The sequence below is a fragment of the Paraburkholderia jirisanensis genome (assembly GCF_054782355.1).
Map to the genome: position 1 here is coordinate 407607 of NZ_BAAGSQ010000025.1, position 20434 is coordinate 428040.

Annotated in this window: 1 protein-coding gene (running past one end of the window); it reads left to right on the plus strand. The window is 69.5% G+C overall.

All coding sequences use genetic code 11. The annotated features are described in order from the left end of the window. Window positions 1-20405: the 3' portion of an SDR family NAD(P)-dependent oxidoreductase gene (locus ACYVNQ_RS13695; protein WP_460903039.1), read on the plus strand. It extends 994 nt beyond the left edge of the window; 20405 of the gene's 21399 nt are visible here — the last part of the coding sequence; the start codon falls outside the window, past its left edge; its stop codon occupies window positions 20403-20405. Window positions 20406-20434 lie beyond the last annotated feature (29 nt).

Below are 20434 nucleotides of genomic sequence, written 5' to 3' on the forward strand. Positions count from 1 at the left end.
TGTCGATCGCGCCGGACGCCGTTGCCGAGCAGGTCGGCTTCTACGAGATGGGCCTCGGTTCGCGCGAGTTGCTCGCGCTCGCGGCGCGCCTCGAAGCGACCATTGGCCGCGAAATCTATCCGACCTTGCTGTTCGAGCATCGCGACATCGCGACGCTGGACGCGCATCTGCTGACCAGCTTCGGCGCATTCGACGCGGTCGTGCCGGCCACCGTCGACGCTCCAGCGCAACCGGTATCCGGGGCGCCGGCAGTCAGCGGCGCGCAAACCGCGCTGGCCGCCAGCGTATGGGTGGACGACACGCGTCGCCGCGTACGCGACGCGGTGCCGCGGCTGGCGGTATACGGCCTCGATGCCGCCGGATTCGACAGCCTGCGGACTGCCGCACTGGCGCGCGGCAGCCGCGCCGTGGTCGCCGTGCACGACCCGCGCGCGCTTGCCGAGGATGGCGAACTGCCCGATGCGCTGGTCTGGTTCGGCAAGCGTGGCGCGACCCCCGATGCACAACTGGCTGAACTCGCACAATGGAGCGCCGCCTGCCATCGCAGTGCGCGCAAGCTCGACCTGCTGGTGGTCGAACGCGGCGCCGCAGCGTCGCCGCTGCTGCACGGTCACGCGGCGTTCCTGCGCAGCGTGCGTATCGAGAGCCCGCGCATTGCGGCGCGCGCGTTGCTCGCGCCGCAGTCGCACTGGCAGCAAGCCGTGCTGGCCGAACTCGAGCGTGCCGATGAGGCGCTGCCGGCCACGGCCGGCTTGATCGCCGGCGGCGCGGGCGAGTCGGCGCCGGCCGTGCAAACCCTCGTGCCGCACGCGTATCTCGACGACAGCGCGAGCACGCCGGCGCTGTCGCGCGGTGCGGTATGCGTACTCGCCGGCGGCGCCGGCGGGATCGGTGTCCAGCTGGCGCGCTGGCTGGTTGAGCAGGTCGCCGCGCGGGTGATCGTGCTGGGCCGCTCGCAGCCCGCCGCCGAACGGATCGACGAATGGGCCAGCGTGGCCGCGCCTGCCAGCATCGTCTATGAACGTTGCGAGCTGACCGATCGCGCTGCGCTCGACGCGGTGCTCGACGGTGTGCGGCAGCGTTTCGGCCGCATCGATGCAGTCTTTCACGTGGCCGGCGTACAGCGCGACGAACTGCATTTCAACCTTTCCGCAAGCGCGAGCGCCGCGGTGCTGGCGCCGAAAATCGACGGTTTCACAGCGCTCGACGAGGCCACTGCGCAGGATCCGCTGCAACTATTTGCGGTGTTTTCGTCGCTGGCGGCATGGCGCCCGAATCCGGGCCAGGGTGCATACGCGTTTGCGAACGCGATGCTCGAAGAACTTGCCGGGCGCCGCCGCCGCGATCCGTCGCGCAGCGGTACGACGCTCGCGTTCGCATGGCCGCTATGGGAAGAAGGCGGCATGCGTCTGGCCAGCGCCGACCTGGCGAGCGCAATCGTCCGCACCGGCCTGCAGCCGTTGCCGAGCGCCGTCGCGCTGGCTTGCCTGAGCGCGGCGACCCGTCTGCAGACCCCGGGCGCGACGCTCGCGGTGCTGCACGGCGATGCCGGGCGCTACGGTGGCTGGCTGGCCGATCCCGCCGCGGCGCGCGCCGCGGCACCCGGCACTGCGCAGGCCGAAGCGGCACCGCACAGGGTGACAGAGCCGAGCGGCGTGAGCGGCGCGCAAGACAACCCGCGCACCGCTGCGCCAGGCGACATCGCGATCGTCGGACTCGCCGGACGCTACCCCGGCGCCGACGATATCGACGCGTTCTGGGCCGTGCTGCGCGACGGCTGCGACGCGATCCGCGACGTGCCGCCGGAACGCTGGGACCATGCTGCAATCTTCGATCCGCAGCGTGGTCTGGAAGGCCGCACATATGGACGCTGGGGCGGCTTCCTGAGCGATATCGAAGGCTTCGACGCGGCGCTGTTTCATATGTCGCGGCGCGAAGCCGAGCGCGCCGATCCGCAAGAGCGTCTGTTCCTCGAAACCTGCTGGACGCTGCTCGAGGCAGCGGGACACCCAGCCGCCGCGCTCGCCGACCGCAACGTAGGCGTGTTTGCCGGCGTGATGTGGAATCACTACCAGCTGTGCGGCGACGCGGCGGAAGTTGCACCGTCGGCCATGCACGCGTCGGTGGCCAACCGTGTGTCGTATGCGCTGGACCTGCGCGGGCCATCGCTGGCGGTCGACACCGCCTGCTCTTCGTCGCTGACGGCGATCAGTCTCGCGCTCGACGCGCTACGCGGCGGCGCCTGCTCGATGGCGATTGCCGGCGGCGTCAATCTCGCGGTGCACCCGGTCAAGTACCTGCAGCTGGCGCAGGGCCAGTTTCTGTCCGACGACGGCCGCTGCCGCAGTTTCGGCGCGGGCGGCAATGGCTACGTGCCGGGCGAGGGCGTCGGTGCGGTGCTGCTGCGTCCGCTTGCGGATGCGCTGCGCGACGGCGACCACGTATGGGGCGTGATCCGCGGCTGCGCGCTCAATCATGCCGGCCGCACCAGCGGCTTCACTGTGCCGAGCCCGGCCGCGCAGGCCGACGTGATGGCGCTGGCATTGCGCAACGCCGGGGTCGACGGCGCCAGTATTTCGTATGTCGAAGCACATGGCACCGGTACGGCGCTGGGCGATCCGATCGAAATCGAAGGCATCGGCCGCGTGCTGGGCCGTGCAGGCGATGCGCCGCTGCCGGTCGGTTCGGTCAAATCGAATATCGGTCACCTCGAAAGCGCGGCGGGCATCGCGGCGCTCAGCAAGGTGCTGCTGATGGCGCGGGCACGCCAGCTGGTGCCGTCGTTGCATTCGCACGAGCTGAACGGTGCGCTGAGGCTGGCGCCGCTCGGCCTGCATATCCAGCAGACGCTCGCACCGTGGCAGCCGTCGGCAGCAGGCGTGCCGCGCCGCGCGGCGATTTCCGCATTCGGCGCGGGCGGCGCCAATGCGCATCTGATCGTCGACGAATACGTCGCGAACGCGTCGGCGGATACGGCCCCCGCCAGCGTGATGGCCGACTGGCTGCTGCTGTCGGCGCGCGACGAGGCCGGCTTGCGCGACTACGCAGGCCGCCTCGCGCAGGCGCTGTGCAGCCCGGCCGGCGGCAGCGGGCCGGACGCGCTGACACTCGCCGCCGAACTGGTCAACGTGCACCGTGCCGATCTGGCGCCCGATGAAAGCGCGCGCAGTCTCGGCCTCGAAGCGTCCGACCTGCAGATGCTGGCCGAACGGCTCGGCTGCGACGCGCTCGATCCGGACCAGCCGCTGGCGAGCATGACGGTCCGGGGCGGTGCTGCGCCGCGTGTGGCCGACGTGGCCTCGACGCTGCAGACCGGTCGCACGCATCTGCAGTGCCGGCTGGCGTTGCGGGTTACTGGGCTCGGCGCGGCCGCAACGCAGTTGCAGGCTTTCGCGGACGGCGTGGCTGTCACCGGCGTGCGGCTCGGCCATGCCGCTGCCGATACCGGTTCGCAGCCGCTCGTACCGCAACTCGCCGAAGCCGGCGTCGAAGCATGGCTGCAGGGCCGCGACGTCGATTTTGCGCCGCTGTGGGCGGGCGCGGCGGTGCGCCGGGTGGCGTTGCCGGTACCGCGGCTGCAGCACCAGCACGCCTTCTGGATCGGCCGCTGGCAGCGCGAAACGCTTGCCCACCCTCAGCCTCAAGCTTTGTCCGCGGCGCCGGCGCGTGGCGCTCTCGATATCAAAGGAACCCGCGACATGAGCGACAACAGCAGTAGGGAAGCGGTCAGCCTGAAAGTGCTGGCGAACGGCGTGGCGCTGGTGCGCATGCAGGAGGAGGAACACAACAACATGTTCACGCAGGCGCTGCTCGACGGTCTGGCAGCAGCCTTTGCGACGGTTGAAGCCGATCTGTCGATTCGTGCGGTGGTGCTGACCGGCACCGACAAGGTGTTCAGCATGGGCGGCACGCCGGCGGCGCTGGAGCGTCTGGCGCGCAAGGAGGGCAGTTTCACCGACGTGCCGTTCCTGTACGAAGGGCTCGGCCGTTGCCGGGTGCCGGTGATCGCGGCGATTCGCGGCCACGCGGCGGGCGGCGGCCTGACCTTCGGGCTGCACGCCGACCATGTGTTGCTGGACCGGGACGGTACGTATAGCGCCAACTTCGTCAAGTTCGGCTTTACGCCGGGGCTGGGCGCGACCTACGCGCTCGAGCGCCGCTTCGGCGCGGCGCTTGCCGCTGAAATGTGCATGACAGCGTCCAGCTATGCCGGACGCGAGCTCGAAGCGCTGGGCGTCGCACTGCGCTTTGCCGATGGCCCGCAACTGCTGCTGACTGCCTTGCGGATCGCCGAGGCGATCGCCGGGCAGGCCGCGCCGGTCGTCAATGCGCTCAAGCGCGAACTGGCCGGGCGGGTTAGCGAAGATCTGGCGCGTGTGGTGGTCCGGGAAGCGGCGATGCACGACCAGGTGCTGCATGCGGACCTGGTGCCGGCGATTCGCGCGCGCACCGAACGGACGCAGCCCGCTACGGCCTTGCCCGGGCTGGCTCCGGTCGCGCCGCAGCCGGCCGCGGCGGCAGCCGTGCAACCGCCCGTGGCAGCACCGCCGCAGCCGGCGGCCGCGCCCCGTGCGCCGCAGTCCGTACAGCCGGCCGCGGTGGCCGACGCGAAACCGCGCATCCGCGACACCATCGAAACGACGCTGTGCCGCAATCTGTTCGTGCATCGCAGTGAACTCGATCCGCGCCGCACCTTCGCCGAAATGGGCCTCGATTCGCTGGGGGCGGTCGAAATCGTGCGCGACCTCAACCACGTGTTCAGCCTCAATCTCGACTCGGTGCTGGTCTACGATCATCCAACGCTGGAGCGTCTGGTCGCTCACGTGGCCGATCAGCTGAGCGCGAACGACGATCGGGTCGCGGCGGCCCTGGAACCAGTCGCTGGGTCGGAGGCTGGGTCGAACGTTGACTCGGTCCCCGGGCCGGCCACGCGCGAGCCCGCGATGCCCGCGGCCAGCCGGCCGGAAGATGGTTTGGATATCGAAGCAGATGCGGCCACGCCTGAACCGGCTCCGGCCGCCCCGGTACTGCGTGCCGGCGAGCCGCGCGCGACCAGTCAGCCGGCGGCGCTGGCAAGCGCAGTGTCGCGCAGCCGTATCGAGGTGCCGCAGCACGCACCGTCTGCGCCGCCGCTGCGCCTGAAGCTCGCGCCGGTCGCACAACGGACCAGCGCCGCGCCCGCCGCGCAACGATCCGAACCGCAAGCCTTCGCCGCGCAACGATCCGAACCTGAGCCGTCCGAACCTCGACCGGCGGCCACGCCCGCTGTGACAGCACCGCCGGCGGCCGCGCAGTCCAGCGCGGACTCGCGCCGGCCGGAGCGCGCCGCCGCCGACGATGAGCTGGCCATCATCGGTCTGTCCGCCCGCTACCCGGGTGCCGCCAATGCCGGCGAGCTATGGCAGAACCTGCTGGCCGGCCGCTTCGGTGTGACGGAAATTTCGCCGCAACGCTGGGATGTCACGCAGTTTTACGACCCAGACCCGACCGTGCCGGGCAAGACCAGCAGCAAGGTGGCCGGACTGGTCGCCGACATCGACCGTTTCGATGCGGGCTTTTTCGGCATCTCGCCGCGCGAGGCCGAACTGACCGATCCACAGCAGCGGGTGTTCCTCGAACAGGCATGGCGCGCCCTCGAAGACGCCGGCTATGCCGTCGGACCCGAGCGCCGGATCAACTGCGGCGTGTTTGTCGGCACTGCCGCCGGCGACTACATGCAATTGCTGCAGGCGGCGGGGGTCAGCGATTCGGGGCAGGTCTTCCTCGGTAATTCGACGTCGATTCTCGCCGGCCGGATTGCGTATTTCCTGAATCTCGAAGGTCCGACCGTCGCGCTCGATACGGCCTGCTCGTCGTCGCTGGTTGCGCTGCACCTCGCTTGCCAGGCAATTCGCAGCGGCGATTGCGAGATGGCGGTAGCCGGCGGCATCGCGTTGATGGTCACGCCGCAAATGCACATCTGGAACAGCAAGTCGGGCATGTTGTCCACGCTCGGCCGCTGCGCGTCGTTCGATGCCTCCGCCGACGGCTTCGTGCTCGGCGAGGGTGCTGGGCTGGTGGTCGTCAAGCGCCTGTCCGCCGCGTTGGCCGACCGCGATCGCATTTACGCGGTGATCAAGGCAAGCGGCGTCAATGGCGACGGCAAGACCAATGGCATCACGGCGCCATCGGCCGACGCGCAACTGGCCCTGCAGCGCCGCGTGCACGCGCAGGCCGGCGTAAGCGCCGACGACATCGCCTATATCGAAACCCACGGCGCCGGCACGCAGCTCGGCGATCCGATCGAGCTGAAGGCGCTCGCCGCGCTGATGCAGGACCGCTCGTCTGCGGTGCCGCCGTGCGGCGTGGGTTCGATCAAGTCGAATCTCGGTCACACCACGCTCGCTTCCGGCATTGCCGGTTTGCTGAAGGTGACGCTTGGCCTTCAGCACGGCGAGATTCCGCCCAGCCTGCATTTCGACACGCTCAACCCGAACATCGAACTGAACCCGGCGCTGCTGCAGGTGGTCACCGCGCGCCGGCCGTGGCCGGCCGGGCCGGGCGGCCAGCGTATCGGCGCGGTAAACAGCTTCGGCATGTCGGGCACCAATGCGCACTTCGTGCTGCAGGAACCGCCCGCCGCAGCGGCGCAGGCCGGCCGCGAGGGCATCGTCGACGAAGCGTGCCTGCTGCTGGTCTCGGCGCGTACCGCAGCCGCGTTACGCACGCTGCTCGAAGGTCTGATGGCGGATCTCGAGGCGGGCGCGGCGCTGGCCGACGTCAGCTATACGCTCGGCGTCGGGCGCGCGTGGTTTCGCAAGCGCAGCGCGATCGTTGCCGGCGATGCCGTGCAGGCCATTGCACTGATTCGCCGGGCGCTCGCCGAAGGCACGCCCGAGGGCGTACATTCGACGCACCGCGAAGCGCCGGCTGCCGCCGGGTCCTTCGCGCGCGCATTGAGCGGCGCCGAATTGAGCGAACTGGGCGTGCGCTTTTGCAGCGGCCAGCCCGGCTTCGAACTGGGCGAATTCTTCGCGCGGCGGCGCGGCCGGCGCATCGCGATGTGTATCTATCCGCTGGCCGACCAGCGCTTCTGGGTGCCCGAAGGCCCGCATGCGACGGCGCCGTCGCCGGTCGGCGCCGAACCGCTGCAGGCGCTGCTGCAGAACACCGTGCGCGAAACCATCGATCCCGGCACCGACTGGGTGCGCGATCACCGCGTGCAAGGCAATCACTGGGTGCCGGGTGCGGCGATCCTGTACTACAGCGCACGCGCACAGAAGTTTCGCCCGGTCGAACTGTCCGACGTCGAATGGTTGAGCCCGGCGCTGGTCGCCGGCCCGGTGGCACTGGAGATTCACGGCAGCGTCGACGCCGACGGCCAGTACAAGATCGAAATGCGGGTGGCCGGCCAGCCGTCGTTTACGCGTGCCCGCTGCATTCCGCAGGGCGGCGGCCGGCCGCTGCCACGTATGTCGTTCGACACCCTGGTCGCCAGCTGTTCGACCGACGTCGGGCATGCCGAACTCTATCGGCGTTTCGAGCAGGCGGGCATCGCCTATGGTCCCAGCTACCGGCTGCTGACGCGGATCGTGCATAGCGCGCAGACGGCGATCGGCTGGCTGCGCACCGATACCGCCCGCGGCATGATCCAGACCTTCGACGCGATCCTGCAGACGGTCGGCGTGCTGGAGCAGGGTGCCGGCCTGAAGCTGCCGCGCCGCATCGACAAGGCGCGTCTGAACCTCGCGCTCGACCATGCGGTGAGCGTGGTCGCGCACCGCATCGAAGACGGCCACTACGACGTCATCGCGTGCGATCGCGACGGCAACGCGGTGCTGGAAGTGAGCGGCTTCAGGCTGATCACGTCGCCGGACGACGGTACGCGCATGTACGAGCCGCGCTGGAACGAAATTCAGCCCGGCGCGCCGCTCGCGGCGAGCAGCCGCGCTTATGTGCCGCTGCGCCCCGCCGGCGAGGCGGCGCTGCCGCCGCTGCCGGCCGGCGGTGAACTGGTGATCGATGCGCGTGGTGTAACCGAAGCGCAGCCCGAGCAGGCGCTGCAGGCCGCGCGCGAACTGCTGGCGCAGCTATGCCGCACTCATCCGGACGGCTGCCGCGTGACATGGCTGTCGGCCGGCGCCACGCCGGCCGACCCCGCCGCGCCGCAACGCCCGCTGCAGGCTGCGTTGGGCGCGATGGCGCGCGCCGCGGCTGCGGAACGCCCAGCGCTGCAATTGCAGGTGATCGACCTTGCGTACGACAGCGCGGCGTCGCCCGAAGACCTGCCCGCGCGGCCCGCCGGCTTGCCGGGCCTCGCCGCGCGGCGCGCGGGCCGCTGGTACGCCAGAGCGTGGCGACCGATCCCCCGCAGCTCGCCGTACCGGCTGCTCGGCGACGGCGAAACCTGTCTGATCGTCGGCGGGACTGGCGGCATCGGCTTCGAGCTCAGCAAGGAGCTGGCCCGTACGCATCGCGCCGCGCTCGGCTGGATCGGGCGCAGACCTGTCGACGAAACCATCCACGCGCAGATTCGGACCATCGAGCAGCTGGGCGGCCGCGCGATGTACGTGACAGCCAGCCTCGGCGACGAAGCGCAACTGGCCGACGCGGTGCGCAGCGTGCGCCGGCGCTTCGGTCCGATCAGCGCGGCCTTCCATAGCGCGCTGGTGCTCGACGACGCCAACCTCGACGCGATGAGCGCCGCGCAGCTGGAGAGGGTGCTGGAGCCGAAAGTGGCCGGTTGCCTGAATCTGTACCGCTGTCTCGAGGCCGAGCCGCTCGACAAGCTGGTGTTGTTCTCGTCGGTGTCGTCGCTGCTCGACTCGCCGGGGCAAGGCAATTACGCGGCAGCGAGCGCCTATCTCGACGCCTGCGGCAGCGAATGGCGGCGCCGCTACGGTGCGCCGGTATTCGTCGTGAACTGGGGCTACTGGGGCAGCTTCGGCGTCGTGGCCGGCGAGCGCTACCGGCGCGAAATGGCCGCGCGCGGCGTCGGCTCGATCGAACCGGCTGAGGCATTCGAATGCCTGCGCATGCAGATCGGCACCGGTCTGTCGCAAACGATGGTGCTGAACGCCGACCCGCAGCGCTTCGCGGCTTATGGACTGACGCTCGAAGGCGCGGCGCCCGCCGCCGCGGCGAACCCGGTTCAACCGATACAGAGGGCAATCATGCAAATCGATCACAGCGCGCCGCGGCACGCCGGCCAGACGCCGGGCGAAGCTTCGGCGGTGGCGCTGCCGGAGGTGACGAAGTATCTGGCGCGTGTGTTCGCCACTGTGCTCAAATGCGACCCGGCCGTGCTGGATGCACAGGAGACCTTCGAGTCGTTCGGCGTCGATTCGCTGCTGGGTATGGATATCCTGCGTGCACTCAAGCGCGAGCTGGGCGAACTGCCGTCGACCTTGCTGTACCAGCAGCTGACGATCGCGGAACTGGCGGCCTGGCTCGTGCAGCACAGACGCGCCGCGCTGGCGGGGATGTTCGCGCCGGCGCCGGGCGTTGTGCCGCAAGCCCTGCCGCAAGGCTCGCCGCAAAGCGCCGGGCCGGCTGCAGCCGCAAGAGCCGCCACAGCGATCACGACTACCACGAACACCGAACCACCGCGGCAAGACGCGGCGAACGCAGTCACGCCCGCGGCCAACGTCGCCGACGCGATCGAATACGTACGCAGCGTGTTCGGCAAGGTACTCAAGCTGGAACCCGCCGCCCTCGATGTCGACGAAACGTTCGAATCGTACGGCGTCGATTCGCTGCTCGGCACAGACATTCTCCGCATGCTGAAGACGGACTTCGCCGATCTGCCGTCGACCCTGCTCTATGAGCGTCTGACTATCGCGGAAGTCGCAGCTTATCTGCGCGCGGCCCGCGGCGGCGAACTCGCACGTCTGCTGGCGGCGCACTCCGGCTTGCCACTGCCGGGCACAGCGAAGGAGGGGGATGAGCCGGTTGCCGCCGATCGACGGCTTGCCGATACGCGTCGCTCGCTGGCCGCGGCAAGCACGGCGCGGCCGGCATCGGTCGCTACCGCGCCGGTTCCCCCTGCACCGGCAAGCGCACCGGCAAGCGCACCCGCACGCCGCAGTACCGGGTACGCAAACGGCGATCTCGCGGTGATCGCGTCGGTCGGCCGTTATCCCGGCGCGGCCGACCTCGACGCATTCTGGGAAAACCTGTGCGAAGGCCGGCGCAGCATCGGCGAAGTGCCCGCCGCGCGCTGGGATGCCGACGCGTATTTCGATCCCGCGCCGCAGAAGAACCGCAGCTACGGCAAATGGGCGGGCTTCATCGACGGCGTCGACCAGTTCGATGCGAAATTCTTCGGCATCCTGCCAAGCGATGCCAGCGCGATCGACCCGCAGGAACGGCTGTTCCTCGAAAGCTGCTGGGAGCTGCTCGAGCAGGCAGGTCACAACGGGCCGGACGGGCGCGAAGCGCGTACCGGTGTGTTCGTCGGCATCATGTACGGCTCGTATGGGCAGATGGCGGCTGCGGCCGGCTGGCCGCAAGGCCAGTTCAACCTTGGACATAGTCCGTATTGGTCGGTGGCCAACCGCGTGTCGTACACGTTCAATTTCAGTGGGCCGAGCATGGCGATCGACACCGCCTGCTCGTCGTCGCTGACCGCATTCCACCTGGCGTGCGAGTCGATTCGCCGCGGCGAATGCCGGCAGGCGATTGCCGGCGGCGTGAACGTGATCCTGCATCCCGCGCATCACATCGCGCTGAGCTCGATGCGCATGCTCGGCACGGGCCTCGCGTGCCGCACCTTCGATAAGACCGCCGACGGCATCGTCCCCGGCGAAGGTGTCGGCGCCGTACTGCTGCGTCCGCTCGAAGACGCGCTGGCCGACGGCGACGAGATTCTCGCGGTGGTGCGCGGCAGCACCATCAACGCCGGCGGCAAAACCGGCGGCTACACGGTGCCCAACGTCAATGCGCAAGCCGACGTGATCGCCGGCGCACTCGAGCGCGCCGGGGTGGCGCCGCATCAGGTCGGCGCGGTAGAAGTGCACGGCACCGGCACCCAGCTTGGCGATCCGATCGAAATCGCCGCGTTGAACAAGGTGTTCGGCGGCGCGCGAAGCGAGCCGTTGCTGGTCAGCTCGGTGAAGTCCAACATCGGCCATCTGGAGGGCGCCGCGGGTATTGCCGGCATCAGCAAGGCGATCCTGCAATTGCAGCACGGCAAGCTCGCACCGTGCGCCGGTCTCGATGAGCTCAACGACAAGATCGATTTCGGCGCTTCCGTGATGCCAGCACGCACGCTGCAAGCGTGGCCGCGCGCCGCCGACCAGGGCCCCGCGCTGTGCGCGGTCAGCTCGTTCGGTGCGGGCGGCGCCAATGCGCATGTGGTGCTGCAGCAGTGGCAGGAGACCCGCGCCACGATGCCGGACAGCGGCACGCCGCAGGCCTTCCTGCTGGCAGCCACGAGCCACACACAGCTTGCTGCCTACGCAGAGCGGGTTGCCGACTGGCTGCTGCACCATCCGGCCGCGTCGTTGCACCGACTCTGCTTTACGAGCCAGTCCGGACGCCGGCATCTGCCGGTGCGCGCCGTGGCGATGGCCGCGTCGCTCGACGAGCTGCAGGCCGCACTGCGTGCGATTGCGGCGCGCGAACCGGCTGCGCTGGTGTCGCCGGCGGCGGACCACAGCACGCTCGCACTCGGCGACGTGGCCGACGAACTGATCGAGTTGCTAAGTGCGCGGCGTCAGCTGCGCAAGCTCGGCGAGCTGTGGGTCAACGGTCTGGCGGTGGACTGGCGCCGCACGTGGGACAACATGCCGGGGCGTTGCAGCTTCCCGGCCGTGCCGTTCGAACGCAAGCGAATCTGGATGGCGCAGCCGTCTGCCGCCGATGCAGCCGCAGCCGTGCCTGCGCCGGCGCAACGGCTGGCGCAGCTCGCGGCGGCGCATCGCATCGGCGCACGCAACCTCGTGCCGGGCGCCGCGCTGCTGGAACTGATGCTCGACCACCAGGGCCACGGGTTGCCGCGTGCGCTGACCAGCGTGCGTTGGCTGCGGCCCGTCGAGGTGACGCAGGACGCCGCGGTCGATCTGCAGGTCAACGACGCCGCGGCTGGCTTCAGCGTGCAGCCGCGCGACGGCGGCGCAAGCGTCGCGCAGGCGCTGCCCGGCAATGCGCCGCACGGCGCCGTGCCGGTGCGCGCGCTGGATGAAGTATGGGCCGCGTGCGCGCCAGCCGTCGACGGCGCCGAGCTGTACCAACGCCTGCATGCGGGCGGTTTCGAATACGCTGCGCCACTGCGCGTGGTGTCGCGCTTCGCGGCAGGCGACGCGTTGGCTATCGGCGAGCTGGACGGCGCGCGGCTCGTGCCGTCGACCGCCTTCGCGGCGTACGTCGACGGCGCGCTGCAACTGGTGTCGTTGCTGGCGCATCAGGCGGGAGTGCCGGCCGGGATTGCCGCGCTGACGCAATTCGGCGCGCCGGAGCAGGCCCGCGCGGCGCTCGTCGAGCGCCGCGCCGACGGCACGTTCGACGTGACGCTGTGCGACGCGCACGGTCAGGTGCTGATACTGCTGCAAGGCCTGCGCATCGCCGCGCTGCCTGCTGCGGCAATGCCGTCTGTCGCGGCGTTGCCCGATTATCTGTGCGCGGTCGAAACGGTCGAATCGCGCGGTGTGCCGCTGCTGGGCAGTGGCACCGTACTGCTGATGGGCAAACACCTCGAAGGCAGCGCGGCGCTGGCCGCCGTGCTGCAACGGCGTGGCTTTGCAGTCGAGCGCGATACCGACGCGCCGCTGACCGACCTTGCCGCGGTGCTGGTATTGCTCGATCCGGCCGGCGCCGACGCCACGCTGTCGCTGGCGCAACAGCTGGCAGGGCTGCGCGATCTGCTCGAGCGTGTGAAGGCCGTGCGCGGCCAGCGCAGTGTGCGTTTTCTGGCGGTCGGGCAGAGCGGCGAACTGGCTGCTGCGGCGCTGGCGGCGGCTACTCACACGCTGGCGATGGAGCTGCCGTGGCTGGCGTGCAGCCACTTGCTGCTTGCGCTGGATCAGCCGGGCTGGGCTGACGAAGCGGTCGACGAGCTGTGCGCTGCGGCCGCGCAAGGCACGGTGCGTATCGATGCCGGCACGCGGCTGGTGCGCAGCCTGCAACCGCTGAAACTCGACGCTGCGCCGACGCCAGTGGTTCGCCCAGGCGCGGTGTATCTCGTCACCGGCGGCGCCGGCGCGCTGGGCCGCCACTTCGCCGCGCATCTCGCGTCGCGCGGGCCGGCGACAGTGGTATTGCTAGGCCGCCGCGCGGCAGACGCACAACTCGACGCATGGATGGCATCGCTCGGCGGCCGCGGCAGCCGTGTGGCCTATATGCAGGCCGACGTCGGCGATGCCGATGCGCTGACCGAAGCCGTCGCGGCGATCGTCGCGCAGCATGGCCCGCTGCGCGGCGTGCTGCATGCTGCCGGCGTCAGGCACGACGCGCTGCTGCTGAAAAAGACCGACCGCGAAATCTCGCAGGTGTTGCGGCCTAAAGTGCGTGGCGTCCTTGCGCTTGATGCTGCGACGGCGGGCGAACCGCTCGATTTCTTCGTGCTGTGTTCGTCGCTTGCCGCGGAGACCGGCAACCTCGGGCAGATCGACTATGCGACCGGCAACCGCTTCCTGATCGAATTCGGCGCGGCGCGCGAGCGCGAACGCGCGGCGGGGCGCCGCCACGGCGCAACCGTGACGGTGGCGTGGCCGCTATGGGAGGACGGCGGCATGAAGGTCGACGCCGCGACAGAGGCGCTGTTCAGGCAGCGTTTCGGCATGCGCGCGCTCAGCACCGAGGCAGGGCTGGCGGCGCTCGATGTGGCGCTGGCTGGCCGTTATGCGGCGTTTGCGCTGGTGCAGCGTGAAGCGGCGACGCCAGCAACTCTGACGGCGGCGATAACTGCGGCAACTTCGGCAACTTCGGCAACGCCGACAGCCGCAGTGGTTCACGCGTCGCCAGTACCCGAGCCGGTTGTCGAGGCTGTCGCCGCACCGGCTGCAGCGCAACTGCGAGCGCACATCGTCGCGGACCTGCAGCGGATCGGCGCAGGCTATCTGATGGTCGATGCAGCGGAAGTCGATGTCGATAGCGAATTGCTCGAACTCGGTTTCGATTCGATCTCGCTGACCGACATGATCAATCAGATCAACGCGCACTATGGGCTCGATCTGTTGCCCACGGTGCTGTTCGAGTGTCCGACGCTCAACGACGTCGCCGATTACCTGGGCCGCGAGCAGGGTCCGCGCATCGCGGCGCGGTTCATCAAGCCGCAGACGGCAGGGCTAGCGGCAACCCACGCGGATACCGCGCGCGCGCTTGTCACGCCGAGTGTTGCCGTGCCGGCCACAGCCGCTCCGGCTGCCGCTCCGTCAACCGTAGTGGCGGCACCTTTAGCTCCATCGGCTTTAGCTCCGTCAGCCGCAGCAGCGCCAACTGTTGCCGCCGTGCCCGCCGTGCCGCCTGCACCGGCTACCGCTGCGCAGGCAGCGCGCGCCGCCACGCCGCACGCCGTCGACACCGCAATCGCTGTGATCGGCATGGCAGGCCGGCTGGCCAGCGCCGCGTCGCTCGGCCAGTTCTGGGACGCGCTCGAAAGCGGTACGAGCCTGATCGGTGCGCCGCCGTCCGATCGCGACGCGCTGCTGCGCGATCCGGTCACCGCCGCCGTGCGCGGTGGATTCCTGCAGGACGTGGCCCGTTTCGACGCGGCGCGCTTCGGCATTTCGCCGCGCGAAGCCGCGCTGATGGATCCGCAGCAGCGGATCTTCCTCGAAACCGTGCTGCAGGCGATCGAGGATGCCGGTTATGGACAGCAGGCGCTGGCCGGCCGGGACGTGGGCCTGTTTGCCGGCGTTTCCACCAGCGACTACGAGAGTCTGTTGACCGAACACGGCGTCAAGGTCGAACCGCACGTCGCTTCGGGGGTCGCGCATTCGATCATCGCCAACCGCGTATCGCATCTGTTCGGCTGGCACGGACCGAGCGAGGCAGTGGACACCGCCTGCTCCAGTGCGCTGGTTGCGTTGAACCGCGCAGTCAAGGCGCTGCGCAACGGCGAATGTGAGATGGCGGTGGCGGGCGGCGTCAACGTGATGCTGACGCCTGGGCTGTTTCACGCGTTCATCGACTCCGGCATGCTGAGCGCGGATTTCGCGTGCAAGACCTTCGACCGCCACGCCAACGGCTACGTGCGCGGCGAAGGCGTCGGCGCGGTGGTGCTCAAGCCGCTCGCGCGGGCACTGGCGGAACGCGACAACGTGCTGGCCATCGTGCGCGGCGTCGCGGTCAATCACGGCGGCAAGTCGAGTTCGCTGACCGCACCGAATCCGGCTTCACAGGCCGAAGTGATCCGGCGCGCGATTGCCGATGCGGGCGTCGATCCGCGCCACATCAGCTTCATCGAAACGCACGGCACCGGCACGCCGCTCGGCGACCCGGTTGAAATCGAAGGTCTGAAGCGCGGCCTCGAGCTGGCTTGCGACGACGCCGGCGTGAGCGTGCCGGCCAAACCCTGGATCGCGCTTGGCGCCGTCAAGACGGTGATCGGCCACCTCGAGGCAGCAGCGGGAATCGCTGGCTTGCTGCGCACGATCCTGAGCTTGCAGCACATGCGCCTGAGCGCGAACCGCAACTTCACGGAACAGAATCCGTATATCCGGCTCGATGCGTCCCCCTTCGAACTGTTGAACGACGCACGCGACTGGCAGCCGCGCGATGGTGAGCCGCTCATTGCCGGCGTCAGTTCATTCGGGTTCGGCGGCAGCAATAGCCACGTGATCGTCGAGGCCGCGGCGGCGCGGGATCTGCCGACGGCGCCGTCCGGCGTGCTGGCGTTCCCGCTGTCGGCACCGGATGCCGCGCGGCTCGCGAGCTATGCGGATGGGTTGGCCCGCGAACTCGTGCGGCGCGAGCGAGCGCTCGACGATGTCGCGTTCACGCTGCAGCACGGCCGCGATGCCTTGGCATGCCGTAGCGTGCTGGTGGCGGCTTCGTGCGCCGAGCTGATCGAACAGCTGCGCAGCGTCGCCGATGGCGCGCAGCGCGACCCGGCACGGCTCGACCGGCTGGCCGGGCCGTTGCGTGCGGCGGCGCTGCAATGGCTGTCCGGCATCGGTGCCGGGTGGCCGGACAGCGCGGGCCGCCGCTGCGCGCTTCCGGGTGTGCCGCTGGCGGGAGAGCGACATTGGTTCAGGACACCGGCGGCGCGCGGCGCGGACGCTGTGGGTACTGTGGGGACGACCCCGGCTGCGCGTACGGCACCGGCTGCTACTGCTGCAACGACGCCGGCGGCCACTGCTACGCCGGTTCCGCAGCTGGTTGCTACGCCCGCGGCTTTGGCGCGCGCCGCCGCGCCCGCCGAACCTGCGCGCGCGCTCGCCGCCGCGCCGCGGACGCCAGTTCGCCTGCGTCCGCTCGAGACGGTGGCGGCTTTTACAGCGGATTCGCCGCCGGCCGCGCCAGTCGTGCCAGTTGTTCGGCCGCCTGCTGCCGAAGCGCCTGCGCCGCTGGCCATGCCGCTGGATGTGACGCCGATTCCCGCTTCCGGGAGCGCTGATGCGATCCGGGAAGATCTCGCGGAAATCCTGCTGATGCCGGTGGAGCAGATCAGCTTCGACGCGCGTTTCGACGACCTCGGCCTTGACTCGATTTTCCGCATGGACCTGGTGCGCCGGATCAATCAGCGTTTCGGTACGCAGCTGATGGGTGAAGACCTGTACAACGTCGACAGCGTCGCGGCCCTCGCTGCCGTGGTCGATACGACGCGCGGCGCTGTCGCCCAGGCGCCCGCGTTAGTCGCGATTCCGGTTGCGGTTCCGGCCAGTGCGTCACTGCCGGCATCCGCCAGCGATGCCGCTTTCGTGTGCGCCCACGTCGCAGCGCTGACGGGCCGCCCGCTCAGCGATCACGACGACTTCAGCGACGCCGGACTGACGTCATTCGATATGCTGCGCGTGATCGCCGGGCTCGAGGCGGCCTTCGGACCGATGCCGAAGAGTTCGCTGTTCGACTACCCGACGCCGCATGCGCTCGCGCAGTGGCTGATACAGCAATACGGCAGCGATGCCGCCGCGCGCCTTGCGGCCGCGCGGGGCGTGACGCACGAACATGCCGCGCTGACCACCGAGTATCTGGCCAACGGTGCGGCGGTGATCGTCAAGCGCGAATTGCACGCACACCCCGAGCTCGCCGCCACGGTCGCGGAACTCGAAGCCGCATGGGCGAAGGAGGGCGGCCTGCCCGGCCGCGATATCGCACCGCTGATCTTTTTGGGCAGCGGGGCGAGCGGCTACCTGAACTTCTCCGAACGCGACGGCTTGCTGCTCGCGTGGAGCTCGGTGGTCGACGAGCCGCGCTATGCGGCACTGGCAGGCGAATGGGTCGCATGGGCCACTTCGCGCGGCTTGCGGCCCAACCTGTTGTCGATGATGCCGCTGCATCAGGTGGCAGGCATGCCGTTCTGTTCGACGTCGTTCGGTACCGTGCAGCGCCTCAACGACATCCAGTCGTTCTCGCTCGCCGGCAAGGACATGAACCGGCTGCGCAAGAAGATCAACCGCTTCGAGCGCTCCGGTAACGTGTCGGTCGACGAGTACCGGCTCGGCGACGACGTCGGCATCGATCAGCAGATCGTGCGGCTGATCGACGAATGGGCCGCGCGCAAGGAAATGGTCAATCCGTATGTGGGCACAGTGCGTCGCGAAATCGGCGCAGGCATTCTTGCCGAGCGTCACCGGGTGTTCGTGACCACGGTGAACGATGCCGTCGTCGCCGCGATCATCGTCACGAAGATCCCGTCGGAAAACGGCTATCTGCTCGACCTCGAATTCTTCGGCGACGCAATGGAAGATGGCGGGCTCGACTACACGATCATCGCGATCATCGAGCGGCTCGCGCAGGAAGGCGTGCAGATGTTCAGCTTCGGCGCGACGCTCGGCGTGCTGGTGGCGCCATCGCCGAACCCGAGTCCGCAGGTGGAGCGCACGATCGGCGAATTGCGCGAGTCGGGCATCTTCAGCGGCGACGGCAATTTCCAGTTCAAGAACAAATACCGGCCGCAGAATCTGCCGGTGTATCTGTGCCAGCCGGAGGCCGCATCGCCCGCGGATATTTCTTCGGTGCTGTTGCTGATCGTCAACCCGACGATCCCCGCCGCGTACGACAGCGCGCCACCGCCGATGAGTGAAACCGGAGCGCCGGCTGCATGCGCCGGGCCGCAGCCGGTTGCGGTGCCGGACAGCGCCACGGCGTTGGCCGCCGACGGGCTGCTTGCCGACGCGGTGCGGCGTGCGGGCGCGCCGGTCGATGGCGACAGCCCGCGCCGCGCGCAGTTGCGCGACGCCGGCTGGAATCCGCTGCGCCTGCCGCAGGCAGCCGATGCATTCGAGCTCGTCACCGATTCCTGGGCCGAGCGCGACGACGTGATGGTGGTCGAGCGTGTGCGGGAACTGACCGATACCGCCAACGCGATTTGCCTCGATCTCGCCGACCAGCACACGCTGCCGTTTTCGTACGTGCAGGCCGCGCCGTCCGGGCGTACCGCGGAACTGGCGCTGCTGCGCGCGGCAGCGGGGGCGAAGAAGGGCATCATCCAGAACCATCTGTTCCAGAGCTGGACGTTCAACCAGCTCGAACTGGGCTACGTGCCGCATCTGCTCAGAACCATGCCGCACGGCGCGGATATCGATCTGGTCCATCTCGATCAGCTGATCGCGCAGCAGCGTGCCACGGTGGCGCTGTGCTGCATCGAACTGGCGCCGAACGCAACCGGCGGCCTCGCGATGTCGCTGGACAATCTGCGCGCGGTGCGCGAGCGGCTGCAGGCCGCCGGTATCCCGCTGGTGTTCGATGCGACGCGTGGCTTCGAGAATGCATCGATGATCGGCGCGGCCAACGGTACGCCGTTCTGGGACACGGTGGCCGAGCTGTTCGGGCTTGCCGATGCACTGACGCTGTCGATGTCGAAGGACTTCGGCGTCAATGCCGGCGGTCTGGTCGCCAGCAACCACCCGGCGTTGACGCGGGCGCTGCAGCAGCGCGTGCAGGATCGCGGCCACGATGTGCCGATGGCCGGCCGACGTCTGCTGGCCAGCGCACTGGCCGATAAGGCATGGATCGAGCAGGCGGTCGTCGCGCGGCTACGGCACACCGCGCAGCTTGCGGCGATGCTTGGCGAAGCGGGCATCCCGGTGCGCGCGTCGGGCGCGCATGCGGTGCTGGTCGATGCAGCCGCCTGGTGCCGCGGCCACGCCGAACCGGTAGCGTCCGCGCTCGCTGCGCTGTACGAGCTTGCCGGGGTGCGTGCGGCGCCGCACCTGCATGCCGGCCTCGCTGAGGCCAGCCAGTGCATCCGGCTGGCGGTGCCAGTCGGACTGGGCGACGCAGCGCTCGACGAACTGCGCACGGCGCTGCTGGCCGCGCGTGAACAAGGCGCCACGCCGGCCGAACTGCTGCGCGTGCCCGGTGACTCCGCGAGTGCCGGCAGCAGCTACGTACTGCGCGACAGCGTGCCCGACGAAGTCGTCGAGGCGCTGCAGAGCGGCATCAAGGCACCGCCGCAGGGCCGCAACGCGGAGCTGGTGCGGCGCTGGCAGCCAGCGGTCAAACGTCATCTGGTGCCGTTCGAAGGGGCGCAGATCGAAGTGTTCGAAAGCGGCACGGGCGAGCCCGTGGTGTTGCTGCATCCGTTCAACATCGGCGCCGGCTTTTTCGCCCCGCAACTCAAGGAGCTCGCGGCGCGCCGACGGGTGGTGGTCGTGCATGCGCCGGGCGTCGACGGCACGACGTACGCCGCGGATCTGTCGTTCGCCGGGCTGTCGCGTCTGGTGCTGGCGGCGGCGCGCGGCGTCGGGGTCGATTCGCGTTTCGTCGTGGCGGGCGCGAGCTTCGGCGGCCTGACCGCGCTGGCGGTCGCGCATGCGCATCCGGAGTGGGTCAGCGGTCTGGTGCTGCTGGGCAGTTCGTACAAGGTCGGCAATCGCCGCGGTGAGGTGAACCGTCTGGACGTGGTGGCGCGCGAGGATTTCGATGCGCTCGAGCGGGCCGGCGTAACGCTCGACGTGCCGCGCGCGCAATACGAGAGCCTGCTCGCCGAGTGCGAAAGCATGGACCCTCGCATCGGCTTGCGCTATCTCGACGTGTTTGCCACCAAGCCAAGCCTGCTGGAGGCCGCACGCGAACTGAAAGTGCCGGCGCTGCTGATTCACGGCGAACACGATACGGTGATTGCAACCGCCATCGCGCGCGAGATCGATGCGGTGCTGCCGCAGTCGCGCTACGAACAGCTCGACGATGCCGGCCATTTCCCCAGCCTGACTTCGCATCGGCGCGTGAATGCGTTGATCGACGCATTCGTCGATGCGCAGCTGGCGGCCGCGCCGCGGGACGGCGATCCACTCGAGCGCCGTTCCTATGAAGCCGGCTGATGCCGCCGCTCCTGCCACCGCGGTACGGC